The following is a 12,372-nucleotide window of genomic DNA, read 5'->3' on the forward strand; positions in this document are numbered from 1 at the left end:
AACACCCAAACAATCTGACGATTGTTGTTATAAGGTGAAGTCGACTTAGCCGAAAATTGGCCAGAACTTGCAAAGCCTTATCACATACCCATTCGGGGTCGCGTCCTAGACGATACCCCAACCGAATTGCTTGACGACCATAGAGCGTTGGAACCACCTGATCCCATCCCGAACTCAGTAGTGAAACGATGCATCGCCGATGGTAGTGTGGAGTTTCTCCATGTGAGAGTAGGTCATCGTCAAGCACCTATACCAAACCCCCGATCTTCGCAAGAAGGTCGGGGGTTTGACTTTGCGCCACGGAAAAGTTGGTTCAGCGTGGCGTCCTGGACGCAGTCTTAGGGCTATATCGTTTCATCTCGATCGGCTCCTTTTCTATGCAATCCCTACCTGCATGGCTATGATGCCTGCCTCATTCTGAGGCGGTGCGCGCATGCTTACCTTGTTGAAACTTCTACAGGATGGCCAGTTCCATTCCGGTGAGGCCTTGGGGCGTGTACTCGGCATAAGTCGCAGTGCTATCTGGAAGCAGCTGCAGCAACTCGAACTCGATTACGACCTGCCGATTCATAAGCTCCGTGGCAAAGGGTATCGGCTGGCATCACCGCTCAGCCTTCTTGATCCTCTCAAGCTGAACGAGGCTGTCCCTGGTTGGACTAAAACCGTTGTGGAGACCATCGATTCCACGAATGCAGAAGTCATGCGACGGATTGCCGCTGGAGAAGAACCTCCCTTTGCTGTTCTGGCGGAGCATCAGAGTGGCGGTCGCGGCAGGAGAGGGCGGCAGTGGGTCAGTCCTTATGGCCAGAACCTTTACTGCAGTGTCGGGTTGCGGATCGAGGGTGGGGCGCGTCAGCTGGAGGGGCTCAGCCTTGTAGTGGGGCTTGCCGTCCTTCGAGCGCTACGTGCGAAAGGATTTTCGGGGGCTGGGCTTAAATGGCCTAACGATATTCTGGTCGCTAATCGCAAGATCGCGGGAATACTCCTTGAACTCATAGGCGATCCTGCGGATATCTGCAGTGTCATCATCGGCATTGGCATTAACGTCAACATGCGCAGTCCTGATGTGCAGATAGATCAGCCCTGGACCTCGATGCTCCTTGAGGGAGGAGAGCTGGTCGATCGGAGCGAGCTGGCTGTGAGTGTCCTGGAGCAATTGGACCTTTGCCTGGCGCAGAGTGCCTATGGCGGATTCAAGACGCTGCGCGCTGAGTGGGAGGCTGATCATCTTTGGCAAGGGCGCAGCGCCTCTCTGGTGGCTGGACAGCGTCGTATCGATGGCGTGGTGTTAGGTGTAGACGATAGCGGCGCCCTACGTATGGATGTAGAGGGTGTTGAAAATGTCTTTAGTGGTGGAGAGCTCAGTTTGAGGCTGCGTGATGATTCTTGAGCTTGATTGCGGTAACAGCTTCATCAAATGGCGCGTGATATCTAATCCCGAGGCGCGCGTTGTGGCGGGAGGCGTAGTCGGCTCTGATGAAGAGTTGCTGCAGGTGCTGTCTTCATCTCCAGGGGTGGAGCTAAGTCGCTGCCGTCTAGTAAGTGTCCGTAGTGATGAAGAGACCCAGCAATTGACGGGCAAGCTTCAGCGGGCGTTCTCCATAGACTCGGTTTGTGCGGAGTCGGCGCAGGAGATGGCAGGGGTCCGTAATGGCTATGACGAATTCCAGCGTCTCGGCCTCGATCGCTGGCTTGCCGTGCTAGGCGCCTATCACTTGTCCGGGCGTGCCTGTTTGGTGCTGGATCTCGGCACTGCGGTAACTTCTGACTTCGTTACTGCGGAAGGCAGTCATCTAGGTGGCTTCATTTGTCCTGGCATGCCGCTCATGCGCAATCAGTTGCGCACACACACTCGCCGCATCCGGTATGGCGATGATGCTGCCGAACGGGCTTTGCAGAAGATGATGCCTGGACGCTCCACGGTTGAGGCCGTTGAGCGGGGCTGCCTGCTGATGCTGCAGGGGTTCGTGCAGACGCAGGTCGAGCAGGCCGAGGAGTGGTTGGGTGGGGCTTACGAGCTGTATCTAACAGGTGGAGACGCATTTATGGTCAAGGACGCGTTTCCCCAGGCAAAAGTTCTTCCGGATTTGGTGTTTGTTGGTTTGGCGATTGCCTGCCCGCTCTCTTGAGGTTAGTCATGCGCTGGATGTTTCTACTGCTCCTGGTTCTTAACCTTTTCTACTATGTCTGGCATCAGCAGCAGGCCCCTCTTCGCGCAAAGGAGGTGGAGACACTCTCCCTCTATAAGGGCGGGCAGCAAGACATTCGCTTGTTGAGTGAGTCGAAGGATGCAAGGCCTCGGCGCGAAGAGCTTCCTGGCTCTCCTGCTTCTGCTCCGGAGACCGCATGCCTTTTCTTGGGAAGTTTCGAGCAAGAAGCTCAGGCCAAAGAGGTTGAGCAGCGGCTCATTGCGCTGGATATCCAGAGCAAGGTGCAAGAGGTCGATGCGGCGGCAGGGGTCGATTATTGGGTATATCTCGCTCCCCTTGCTTCCCGGCAGGCCTCTTTGCGCCAGCTGAAGGAGCTCCAGGCTCGGAAAATTGATAGCTATATAATCAGCCAGGGTGACCTGCAGAATGGGATTTCGCTCGGAATTTTCCCGCGAATGGATTCCGCCGAGAGCGTAATGGCTCGTTTGAAGGATGCAGGGTACGAGCCTGCAATGCGCGAATTGTCGCGCTCGCATCGAGATTTCTGGGTCAGGATCGCCCCGGAAAGCAGGCGCCTTGCGGATGACGCGTTGCTCGGTGAGCTGGCTCGGGACTTCGGTGGATTGCAGCATAAAATAATGCCGTGCGAAAACGTTGCATCCTCTAGATAGTTTGAATAGAATGGCGCCCGCTTCGCAGGCAGGCTGAAAAAGTGGAACTGCGAAGCTGCTGTCAGAATTAGCTAACCTCAAGATTTAAATGAGAAAAAGCTTGACAGTAGGGTGGCAGAAGTTGAAAATGCCGCCTCCCAAATGGAGGGATTCCCGAGCGGCCAAAGGGATCAGACTGTAAATCTGACGTCATAGACTTCGAAGGTTCGAATCCTTCTCCCTCCACCAGATTCAAGCGTGAGCGACAGGCTCCGCGGGTATAGTTCAGTGGTAGAACCTCAGCCTTCCAAGCTGATGATGCGGGTTCGATTCCCGCTACCCGCTCCAAGTTTGGCGTTTGTGCAATGTGTTTGGCTCATGTAGCTCAGCTGGTAGAGCACACCCTTGGTAAGGGTGAGGTCAGCGGTTCGATTCCGCTCATGAGCTCCATCTCAACAAAGGCAGATATGTGAATATCTGCCTTTGTTTTAATGGTGGCGTGACTCGCTCAATTCTTTGATGGGAGACGTTCTCGATGGCTAAAGAAAAATTCGAACGTAACAAACCGCACGTCAACGTTGGCACCATTGGTCACGTTGACCATGGCAAAACCACTCTGACCGCTGCTCTGACCAAAGTCTGCTCCGAGACCTGGGGTGGTTCTGCTCGTGCGTTCGACCAGATCGACAACGCGCCGGAAGAGAAAGCTCGCGGTATCACCATCAACACCTCCCACGTTGAGTACGATTCCGCTGTTCGCCACTACGCTCACGTTGACTGCCCTGGTCACGCTGACTATGTGAAGAACATGATCACCGGTGCTGCCCAGATGGACGGCGCGATCTTGGTTTGCTCCGCTGCTGACGGCCCCATGCCGCAGACTCGCGAGCACATCCTGCTGTCCCGTCAGGTAGGCGTTCCCTACATCGTCGTGTTCCTGAACAAGGCCGACATGGTTGACGACGCCGAGCTGCTGGAACTGGTCGAAATGGAAGTTCGCGATCTGCTGAACACCTACGACTTCCCGGGCGACGACACTCCGATCGTTATCGGTTCCGCGCTGATGGCGCTGGAAGGCAAAGACGACAACGAAATCGGCGTTTCCGCTGTTCGTAAGCTGGTAGAGACCCTGGACTCCTATATTCCGGAGCCGGTTCGTGCTATCGATCAGCCGTTCCTGATGCCGATCGAAGACGTGTTCTCCATCTCCGGCCGCGGTACCGTGGTTACCGGTCGTGTTGAGCGCGGCATCGTCAAGGTCCAGGAAGAAGTGGAAATTGTTGGTATCCGTGATACCTCCAAGACCATCTGCACCGGCGTTGAAATGTTCCGCAAGCTGCTCGACGAGGGTCGTGCTGGTGAGAACGTTGGTATCCTGCTGCGCGGCACCAAGCGTGACGACGTAGAGCGTGGTCAGGTTCTGGCCAAGCCGGGCACCATCAAGCCGCACACCAAGTTCGAGTGCGAAGTGTACGTACTGTCCAAAGAAGAAGGTGGTCGTCACACCCCGTTCTTCAAGGGCTACCGTCCGCAGTTCTACTTCCGCACCACCGACGTTACCGGTAACTGCGAGCTGCCGGAAGGCGTGGAAATGGTAATGCCGGGCGACAACATCAAGATGGTTGTCACCCTGATCGCACCGATCGCCATGGAAGACGGTCTGCGTTTCGCGATTCGCGAAGGCGGCCGTACCGTTGGCGCCGGCGTGGTTGCCAAGATCTTCGAGTAATCGATTGATCTAACTCCGTCAGGCCGGCATAATGGTCGGCCTGACTTCGTTACAGGCCAGTAGCTCAATTGGCAGAGCGGCGGTCTCCAAAACCGCAGGTTGGGGGTTCGATTCCCTCCTGGCCTGCCAAATTTCCAAGAAGGAAGTTTGGCAAATATTCACAAGGTCCTAGCTGATGAATGCCAAGGCTGAAGCCAAAGAAACACGCTTCGACGTTCTGAAGTGGATCGTTGTGGCTGCAATTGTCGTGGTGGGTGTGGTTGGTAATCAGTATTTCTCTGCTGAACCGATCATCTATCGCGTTCTCGTTTTGCTGGTTCTTGGTGCGGGTGCTGCATTTGTAGCGCTGCAGACTGCCAAGGGGCAAGCATTCTTTGTTTTGGCTAAAGAGGCCCGTGCGGAGATCCGCAAGGTCGTCTGGCCGACTCGTCAGGAAACCACGCAGACCACGTTGATTGTCGTGGCTGTTGTTCTGGTAATGGCGCTGCTGCTGTGGGGGCTTGATTCCCTGCTCGGTTGGCTCGTTTCGATGATTGTAGGTTAAGGGTGCGCCGTGGCTAAGCGTTGGTACGTTGTGCATGCCTACTCCGGTTATGAAAAGCACGTAATGCGGTCGCTGGTCGAGCGCGTGAAGCTTGCCGGCATGGAAGATGGTTTTGGTGAGATTCTCGTCCCTACTGAAGAAGTGGTGGAGATGCGGAATGGCCAGAAGCGCAAAAGTGAGCGCAAATTCTTCCCTGGTTATGTGTTGGTCCAGATGGAAATGAACGAGGGTACTTGGCACTTGGTCAAGGATACGCCTCGCGTTATGGGCTTCATTGGCGGTACTGCCGACAAGCCTGCTCCGATTACTGATAAAGAAGCTGAGGCTATCCTGCGTCGCGTTGCGGACAGCGGTGACAAGCCCAAGCCCAAGACGTTGTTCGAGCCGGGCGAAACGGTTCGCGTCATTGATGGTCCGTTCGCGGACTTCAATGGTGTCGTCGAGGAAGTCAACTACGAGAAGAGCCGGATTCACGTTGCCGTGCTCATCTTCGGTCGCTCTACTCCGGTAGAGCTGGAGTTCAGCCAGGTCGAGAAGGCATAGCTGAAATAGGCATCCCATACCCCGCAGCCAATGGTTGCGGGGTTTTTTCGTCACTGGGATAAACGCGAAAGCAAACGGGGAGCCTCAAGGCGTTCGAACCCGCAATTGGAGTTATAGATGGCTAAGAAGATTCAGGCTTACATCAAGCTGCAAGTGAAGGCTGCTCAAGCCAACCCGTCCCCGCCGGTCGGCCCGGCTCTGGGTCAGCACGGCGTGAACATCATGGAATTCTGCAAGGCGTTCAACGCCAAGACCCAGGGTATGGAGCCCGGTCTGCCGACTCCCGTGATCATCACTGTCTACAGCGACCGCAGCTTCACTTTCGAAACCAAAAGCACCCCGGCTTCCGTGCTGCTGAAGAAAGCGGCTGGCATCACCAGCGGCTCTCCGCGCCCGAATAGCCAGAAAGTTGGCACTGTTACCCGTGCTCAGCTGGAAGATATCGCCAAGGCAAAACAGGCTGATCTGACTGCAGCTGACCTGGATGCGGCCGTGCGTACCATCGCCGGCTCCGCTCGTAGCATGGGCCTGAACGTGGAGGGTGTGTAAATGGCTAAGCTGACCAAGCGCCAGAAGGCTATCGCTGAAAAAATCGAAGCCGGCAAGCAATACGGTTTCGAAGACGCCGCCAAACTGCTGGCTGAGCTGTCGACCATCAAGTTCAAAGAGTCCGTTGATATCTCTATCAACCTGGGCGTTGATCCGCGTAAATCCGACCAGGTCGTCCGTGGTGCTACCGTTCTTCCGAACGGCACCGGCAAAAGCGTTCGCGTTGCCGTGTTCACCCAGGGTCCGGGCGCTGAAGCCGCTCTGGCTGCCGGCGCTGATCGCGTAGGCATGGACGAACTGGCTGCTGAAATGAAAGGCGGCGACCTGAGCTACGACGTCGTCATCGCTTCCCCGGACGCCATGCGTGTCGTTGGCCAGCTGGGCCAGATCCTCGGCCCGCGCGGCCTGATGCCGAACCCGAAAGTTGGTACCGTTACCCCCGACGTAGCCACTGCCGTGAAGAACGCCAAGGCTGGTCAGGTGCGTTTCCGTACCGACAAGAACGGCATCATCCACGCTTCCGTTGGCAAGATCGACTTCGAGCCGGTCAAGCTGAAGCAGAACGTCGAAGCCCTGCTGGTTGACCTGAAGCGCCTGAAGCCGTCCACCTCCAAAGGTGTTTACGTTCAGCGCGTGACCCTGAGCACCACCATGGGCCCAGGTCTGCAGATCGATCAGGCTTCCCTGGAAGCCTAAGAAATAAAGTCGCAGCGAGTTCGCTCGCTGCGCAGGTATTGGGGTCCCTGCCTGGCGGGGGCTATCCAAGACCGTAGGCGGTGAAAGCCTCAAACCGGGAAGCGATTCCCGAGCCTACGCAGATGGTGCTCCCGATTCGTTTACCGAATCAGACACCAAAACGCCGTCCGGCCTCGGCTGGACGAACCGGTAACATCCAGGAGTGAACCCGTGGCAATTAAACTCGAAGACAAGAAGGCCATCGTCGCTGAAGTCAACGAGGCTGCCAAAGCTGCCCTCTCCGCTGTCGTGGCTGATGCCCGTGGCGTGACTGTGGGAGCCATGACCGGACTCCGTAAAGAGGCCCGCGAGGCTGGTGTGTACGTAAAAGTCGTGCGTAACACCCTGGCTCGTCGCGCCGTTGAAGGTACTTCTTTCGAAGTCCTCGGCGACGTGTTCAAAGGCCCGACCCTGATCGCGTTCTCCAACGAACATCCGGGCGCTGCCGCTCGTATCTTCAAGGAATTCTCGAAGGGTCAGGACAAGTTCGAGATCAAGGCTGCCGCGTTCGAAGGCAAGCTGATTGCAGCTAACCAGATCGACGTACTGGCAACCCTGCCGACCTACGACGAGGCCGTATCGCAGCTGATGAGCGTGATTCAAGGCGCTACCAGCAAGCTGGCTCGTACTCTAGCGGCAATTCGCGACCAGAAGGAAAGCGCTGCTGCCTGATCCAGGCGCACTGCTTCTTCTACGTAAACTCGTTTAATCCGATGGCCACCAAAGGCCGTCCATCAATACAGGAATTAGAGTCATGGCTCTGACCAACGAAGACATCATCAACGCCGTATCCGAAATGTCCGTGATGCAAGTTGTTGAACTGATCAAGGCGATGGAAGAGAAGTTCGGTGTGACCGCTGCTGCCGCCGTTGCTGCTGGCCCGGCTGTTGCTGCTGCTGCTGCTGAAGAGCAAACCGAGTTCAACATCGTTCTGACCGAAGCCGGCGACAAGAAAGTGAACGTCATCAAAGTCGTTCGCGAACTGACCGGTCTGGGTCTGAAAGAAGCCAAAGCAGTTGTTGACGGCGCCCCGGGCGTGGTCAAAGAAGGCGCTTCGAAAGAAGAAGCCGAAGCTGCCAAAAAGGCTCTGGAAGAAGCTGGCGCCAAAGTCGAGCTCAAGTAAGCGACGACTTTGCGTCTACAGCCCGAGCGACTCGCGCGAGGCTGATGGCTGGTGGCTTATGCCACCGGCCTTTTTCCGTTCTAGATGGTTGGCGCATGCCCCGTTCTGGACGTGAAAAACCACCCGAGAGGTGGCGCAAACCAAGGGGTTTGCACGATTTTCTGGCTACTCCCGTCGGGGGAGCCAAACAAGCAGGTGACCAAGCTGGGGAACGCTGATGGCTTACTCATACACTGAGAAAAAACGTATCCGCAAAGACTTTAGCAAGTTGCCGGACGTCATGGATGTACCCTACCTCCTGGCCATCCAGCTGGATTCGTACCGCGAATTCCTGCAGGCAGGCGCGAGCAAGGACCAGTTTCGTGATATCGGCCTGCACGCGGCCTTCAAGTCTGTATTCCCGATTATCAGCTATTCCGGTAACGCCGCTCTGGAATACGTCGGCTATCGCCTGGGCGAGCCGGCTTTCGATGTCAAGGAATGCGTGCTGCGCGGCGTAACTTTCGCCGTGCCGCTGCGAGTGAAAGTCCGTCTGATCATCTTCGACAAAGAGTCGTCGAACAAAGCGATCAAGGACATCAAGGAGCAGGAAGTCTACATGGGGGAAATCCCCCTGATGACCGAGAACGGTACCTTCATCATCAACGGTACCGAACGCGTCATCGTCTCCCAGCTGCACCGTTCGCCGGGCGTGTTCTTCGACCACGACCGCGGCAAGACCCACAGCTCGGGCAAGCTGCTGTACTCCGCTCGTATCATCCCTTACCGCGGCTCCTGGCTGGACTTCGAGTTCGACCCGAAGGACTGCGTGTTCGTGCGTATCGACCGTCGCCGCAAGCTGCCGGCTTCGGTACTGCTGCGCGCGCTCGGCTACAGCACCGAAGAAGTGCTCGACGCCTTCTATGCGACCAACGTTTTCCACGTCAGGGGTGAAAACCTTAACCTGGAGCTCGTTCCTCAGCGTCTGCGTGGCGAGATCGCCGTGTTCGACATCAAGGACGAGAGCGGCAAGGTCATCGTCGAGCAGGGCCGCCGTATCACTGCGCGCCACATCAACCAGCTGGAAAAGGCCGGTATCAAGGAGCTGGAAGTCCCCCTGGACTACCTCCTGGGCCGCACTACCGCCAAGGTAATCGTGCATCCGGCTACTGGCGAAATCATCGCCGAGTGCAACACCGAGCTGACCACCGACATCCTGGTGAAAGTCGCCAAGGCGCAGGTCGTCCGCATCGAGACCCTGTACACCAACGACATCGACTGCGGTCCGTTCATCTCCGATACGCTGAAGATCGACTCCACCGGCAACCAACTGGAAGCCCTGGTAGAGATCTACCGCATGATGCGTCCCGGTGAGCCGCCGACCAAGGAAGCTGCCGAGACCCTGTTCAACAACCTGTTCTTCAGCGCCGAGCGTTACGACCTGTCCGCCGTTGGCCGCATGAAGTTCAACCGTCGTATCGGTCGTACCGAGATCGAAGGTTCGGGCGTGTTGAGCAAGGAAGATATCGTCGAAGTCCTCAAGACTCTGGTCGACATCCGTAACGGCAAAGGCATCGTCGACGACATCGACCACCTGGGTAACCGCCGTGTGCGTTGCGTTGGCGAAATGGCCGAAAACCAGTTCCGCGTTGGTCTGGTGCGCGTAGAGCGCGCGGTGAAAGAGCGTCTGTCGATGGCCGAAAGCGAAGGCCTGATGCCGCAGGACCTGATCAACGCCAAGCCAGTGGCTGCCGCGATCAAGGAGTTCTTCGGTTCCAGCCAGCTTTCCCAGTTCATGGACCAGAACAACCCGCTCTCCGAGATCACCCACAAGCGCCGCGTCTCCGCACTCGGCCCAGGTGGTCTGACCCGCGAGCGCGCTGGCTTCGAAGTCCGCGACGTACACCCGACCCACTACGGTCGCGTGTGCCCGATCGAGACCCCTGAAGGTCCGAACATCGGTCTGATCAACTCCCTGGCAACCTATGCCCGCACCAACCAGTACGGCTTCCTGGAAAGCCCGTATCGCGTTGTGAAAGGCACCCAGGTGACCGACGAGATCGTCTTCCTCTCCGCTATCGAAGAGGCCGACCACGTCATCGCCCAGGCGTCGGCAACGATGAACGAGAAAGGTCAGCTGGTCGACGAGCTGGTTGCCGTACGTCACCTGAACGAATTCACCGTCAAGGCGCCGGAAGACGTCACCCTGATGGACGTATCGCCGAAGCAGGTCGTATCCGTCGCTGCCTCGCTGATTCCGTTCCTCGAGCACGACGACGCCAACCGTGCACTCATGGGCTCGAACATGCAGCGTCAGGCCGTGCCGACCCTGCGTGCCGACAAGCCTTTGGTCGGTACCGGCATGGAGCGCAACGTTGCCCGTGACTCCGGTGTCTGCGTCGTGGCGCGTCGCGGTGGCGTAATCGACTCCGTCGATGCCAGCCGTATCGTTGTTCGCGTCAATGATGACGAAGTCGAAACCGGTGAAGCCGGCGTCGACATCTACAACCTGACCAAATACACCCGTTCTAACCAGAACACCTGCATCAACCAGCGTCCGCTGGTGCAGAAGGGTGATCAGGTTTCGCGCAGCGACATCCTCGCCGACGGCCCGTCCACCGACATGGGTGAGCTGGCTCTCGGTCAGAACATGCGCGTCGCGTTCATGCCCTGGAACGGTTTCAACTTCGAAGACTCCATCTGCCTCTCCGAGCGTGTGGTCCAGGAAGATCGCTTCACCACCATCCACATCCAGGAACTGACCTGTGTGGCGCGTGACACGAAGCTCGGCCCAGAAGAAATCACTGCCGACATCCCGAACGTGGGTGAAGCGGCACTGAACAAGCTGGACGAAGCGGGCATCGTGTACGTAGGTGCCGAAGTTGGCGCTGGCGACATTTTGGTTGGCAAGGTCACTCCGAAAGGCGAGACCCAGCTGACTCCGGAAGAGAAGCTGCTGCGTGCGATCTTCGGTGAGAAGGCTTCCGACGTTAAGGACACCTCCCTGCGTGTGCCGACCGGCACCAAGGGCACTGTCATCGACGTTCAGGTCTTCACCCGTGACGGTGTTGAGCGTGACAGCCGCGCACTGGCCATCGAGAAGATGCAGCTCGACGAGATCCGCAAGGACCTCAACGAAGAGTTCCGTATTGTCGAAGGTGCAACCTTCGAGCGCCTGCGTTCCGCCCTGGTTGGTGCCAAGGCTGAAGGTGGTGCTGGCCTGAAGAAAGGCGCCGAGATCGATCACGGCTTCCTCGACGGCCTCGAGCACGGCCAGTGGTTCAAGCTGCGCATGTCCGATGACGCGCTGAACGAGCAGCTGGAGAAGGCTCAGGCCTACCTCTCCGACCGCCGTCAGCTGCTCGACGACAAGTTCGAAGACAAGAAGCGCAAGCTGCAGCAGGGCGATGACCTGGCTCCGGGCGTGCTGAAGATCGTCAAGGTCTACCTGGCCATCAAGCGTCGCATCCAGCCGGGCGACAAGATGGCGGGCCGCCACGGTAACAAGGGTGTGGTCTCCGTGATCATGCCGGTCGAAGACATGCCGCACGATGCCAATGGCACTCCGGTGGACATCGTCCTCAACCCGCTGGGCGTACCGTCGCGTATGAACGTGGGCCAGATCCTTGAAACCCACCTCGGCCTCGCGGCCAAGGGCCTGGGCGAGAAGATCAACCGCATGCTCGAAGAGCAGCGCAAGGTCGCCGAACTGCGCAAGTTCCTCCACGAGATCTACAACGAGATCGGTGGCCGTCAGGAAAATCTGGACGAACTGGGCGACCAGGAAATCCTCGACCTGGCGAAGAACCTGCGTGCCGGCGTGCCCATGGCGACCCCGGTGTTCGACGGTGCCAAGGAACGCGAGATCAAGGCCATGCTGAAGCTGGCCGATCTGCCGGAAAGCGGCCAGATGCGCCTGTTCGACGGTCGTACCGGTAACATGTTCGAGCGCCCGACCACCGTCGGCTACATGTACATGCTCAAACTGAACCACCTGGTCGACGACAAGATGCACGCACGTTCCACCGGCTCCTACAGCCTGGTTACCCAGCAGCCGCTGGGTGGTAAGGCGCAGTTCGGTGGCCAGCGTTTCGGGGAGATGGAGGTCTGGGCGCTGGAAGCCTATGGCGCCGCCTACACCCTGCAGGAAATGCTGACCGTGAAGTCGGACGACGTGAACGGCCGTACCAAGATGTACAAAAACATCGTGGACGGGGATCACCGCATGGAGGCCGGCATGCCCGAGTCCTTCAACGTGTTGATCAAAGAGATCCGCTCGCTCGGCATCGACATCGAACTGGAAACCGAATAACACGAGACGCCCACACGCTGCGGCTGGTCAAGGCCGGTCGCAGCGGGTCCGTGAGGAG

The 12,372-nt window shown here is 57.7% G+C and carries 11 protein-coding genes, 4 tRNA genes and 1 rRNA gene; all 16 read left to right on the plus strand.

Annotated elements, in window-relative coordinates; all coding sequences use genetic code 11:
* Positions 1–129 precede the first annotated feature (129 nt).
* The 16 genes from rrf (at position 130) to rpoB (ending at position 12,314) form a co-directional block, all read left to right on the plus strand.
* Positions 130–245: ribosomal RNA gene (gene rrf / locus PI990_RS03390) — 5S ribosomal RNA — on the plus strand.
* 188 nt (positions 246–433) lie between these two features.
* Positions 434–1,390, plus strand: a complete 957-nt coding sequence (birA, locus tag PI990_RS03395) for a bifunctional biotin--[acetyl-CoA-carboxylase] ligase/biotin operon repressor BirA (protein ID WP_184492130.1) — start codon at positions 434–436, stop codon at positions 1,388–1,390.
* On the plus strand, positions 1,380–2,129 hold the full coding sequence (locus PI990_RS03400) for a pantothenate kinase (protein WP_021217516.1): 750 nt from the start codon (positions 1,380–1,382) through the stop codon (positions 2,127–2,129). Before birA ends, PI990_RS03400 begins: the two co-directional genes overlap by 11 nt.
* Positions 2,130–2,137: 8 nt before the next feature.
* A complete protein-coding gene (locus PI990_RS03405; protein WP_021217515.1) occupies positions 2,138–2,821 on the plus strand; it encodes an SPOR domain-containing protein in 684 nt (227 codons plus the stop codon).
* A 143-nt stretch (positions 2,822–2,964) separates the two neighbouring features.
* Positions 2,965–3,049: transfer RNA gene (locus tag PI990_RS03410), tRNA-Tyr, on the plus strand.
* Between the two features lie 25 nt (positions 3,050–3,074).
* A tRNA-Gly gene (locus PI990_RS03415) sits at positions 3,075–3,148 on the plus strand.
* A 26-nt stretch (positions 3,149–3,174) separates the two neighbouring features.
* A tRNA-Thr gene (locus tag PI990_RS03420) sits at positions 3,175–3,250 on the plus strand.
* Positions 3,251–3,335: 85 nt separating this feature from the next.
* Positions 3,336–4,529, plus strand: coding sequence for an elongation factor Tu (tuf, locus tag PI990_RS03425; protein ID WP_271659835.1), 1,194 nt, complete (start codon positions 3,336–3,338; stop codon positions 4,527–4,529).
* A gap of 53 nt (positions 4,530–4,582) precedes the next feature.
* Positions 4,583–4,658 (plus strand) — tRNA-Trp (locus tag PI990_RS03430).
* Between the two features lie 46 nt (positions 4,659–4,704).
* A complete protein-coding gene (gene secE / locus PI990_RS03435; protein ID WP_271659836.1) occupies positions 4,705–5,073 on the plus strand; it encodes a preprotein translocase subunit SecE in 369 nt (122 codons plus the stop codon).
* A gap of 9 nt (positions 5,074–5,082) precedes the next feature.
* Complete coding sequence (nusG, locus tag PI990_RS03440; protein WP_031286913.1) at positions 5,083–5,616, plus strand: transcription termination/antitermination protein NusG; 534 nt, start codon at positions 5,083–5,085, stop codon at positions 5,614–5,616.
* Between the two features lie 117 nt (positions 5,617–5,733).
* On the plus strand, positions 5,734–6,165 hold the full coding sequence (rplK, locus tag PI990_RS03445; RefSeq protein ID WP_021217008.1) for a 50S ribosomal protein L11: 432 nt from the start codon (positions 5,734–5,736) through the stop codon (positions 6,163–6,165).
* On the plus strand, positions 6,166–6,861 hold the full coding sequence (gene rplA, locus PI990_RS03450) for a 50S ribosomal protein L1 (protein WP_021217009.1): 696 nt from the start codon (positions 6,166–6,168) through the stop codon (positions 6,859–6,861).
* 210 nt (positions 6,862–7,071) lie between these two features.
* Entirely contained in the window at positions 7,072–7,572 is a 501-nt protein-coding gene (gene rplJ, locus PI990_RS03455) for a 50S ribosomal protein L10 (protein ID WP_021217010.1), read from the plus strand.
* Positions 7,573–7,654: 82 nt separating this feature from the next.
* Entirely contained in the window at positions 7,655–8,023 is a 369-nt protein-coding gene (gene rplL / locus PI990_RS03460) for a 50S ribosomal protein L7/L12 (RefSeq protein WP_111261964.1), read from the plus strand.
* Between the two features lie 217 nt (positions 8,024–8,240).
* Positions 8,241–12,314: a DNA-directed RNA polymerase subunit beta gene (gene rpoB / locus PI990_RS03465; protein ID WP_271659837.1), complete on the plus strand. Its 4,074-nt coding sequence runs from the start codon at positions 8,241–8,243 to the stop codon at positions 12,312–12,314.
* Positions 12,315–12,372 lie beyond the last annotated feature (58 nt).

It is taken from the genome of Pseudomonas sp. TUM22785 (genome assembly GCF_028198105.1).
Classification (GTDB): Bacteria; Pseudomonadota; Gammaproteobacteria; order Pseudomonadales; family Pseudomonadaceae; genus Metapseudomonas; species Metapseudomonas solani.

What these genes read in the sequence shown, in the direction of transcription:
- rpoB (WP_271659837.1), top strand. Translation starts at nt 8,241, where the DNA reads ATGGCTTACTCATACACTGAGAAAAAACGTATCCGCAAAGACTTTAGC.
- tuf (WP_271659835.1), top strand. Translation starts at nt 3,336, where the DNA reads ATGGCTAAAGAAAAATTCGAACGTAACAAACCGCACGTCAACGTTGGC.
- rplA (WP_021217009.1), top strand. Translation starts at nt 6,166, where the DNA reads ATGGCTAAGCTGACCAAGCGCCAGAAGGCTATCGCTGAAAAAATCGAA.
- PI990_RS03400 (WP_021217516.1), top strand. Translation starts at nt 1,380, where the DNA reads ATGATTCTTGAGCTTGATTGCGGTAACAGCTTCATCAAATGGCGCGTG.
- secE (WP_271659836.1), top strand. Translation starts at nt 4,705, where the DNA reads ATGAATGCCAAGGCTGAAGCCAAAGAAACACGCTTCGACGTTCTGAAG.
- rplL (WP_111261964.1), top strand. Translation starts at nt 7,655, where the DNA reads ATGGCTCTGACCAACGAAGACATCATCAACGCCGTATCCGAAATGTCC.
- PI990_RS03405 (WP_021217515.1), top strand. Translation starts at nt 2,138, where the DNA reads ATGCGCTGGATGTTTCTACTGCTCCTGGTTCTTAACCTTTTCTACTAT.
- birA (WP_184492130.1), top strand. Translation starts at nt 434, where the DNA reads ATGCTTACCTTGTTGAAACTTCTACAGGATGGCCAGTTCCATTCCGGT.
- rplK (WP_021217008.1), top strand. Translation starts at nt 5,734, where the DNA reads ATGGCTAAGAAGATTCAGGCTTACATCAAGCTGCAAGTGAAGGCTGCT.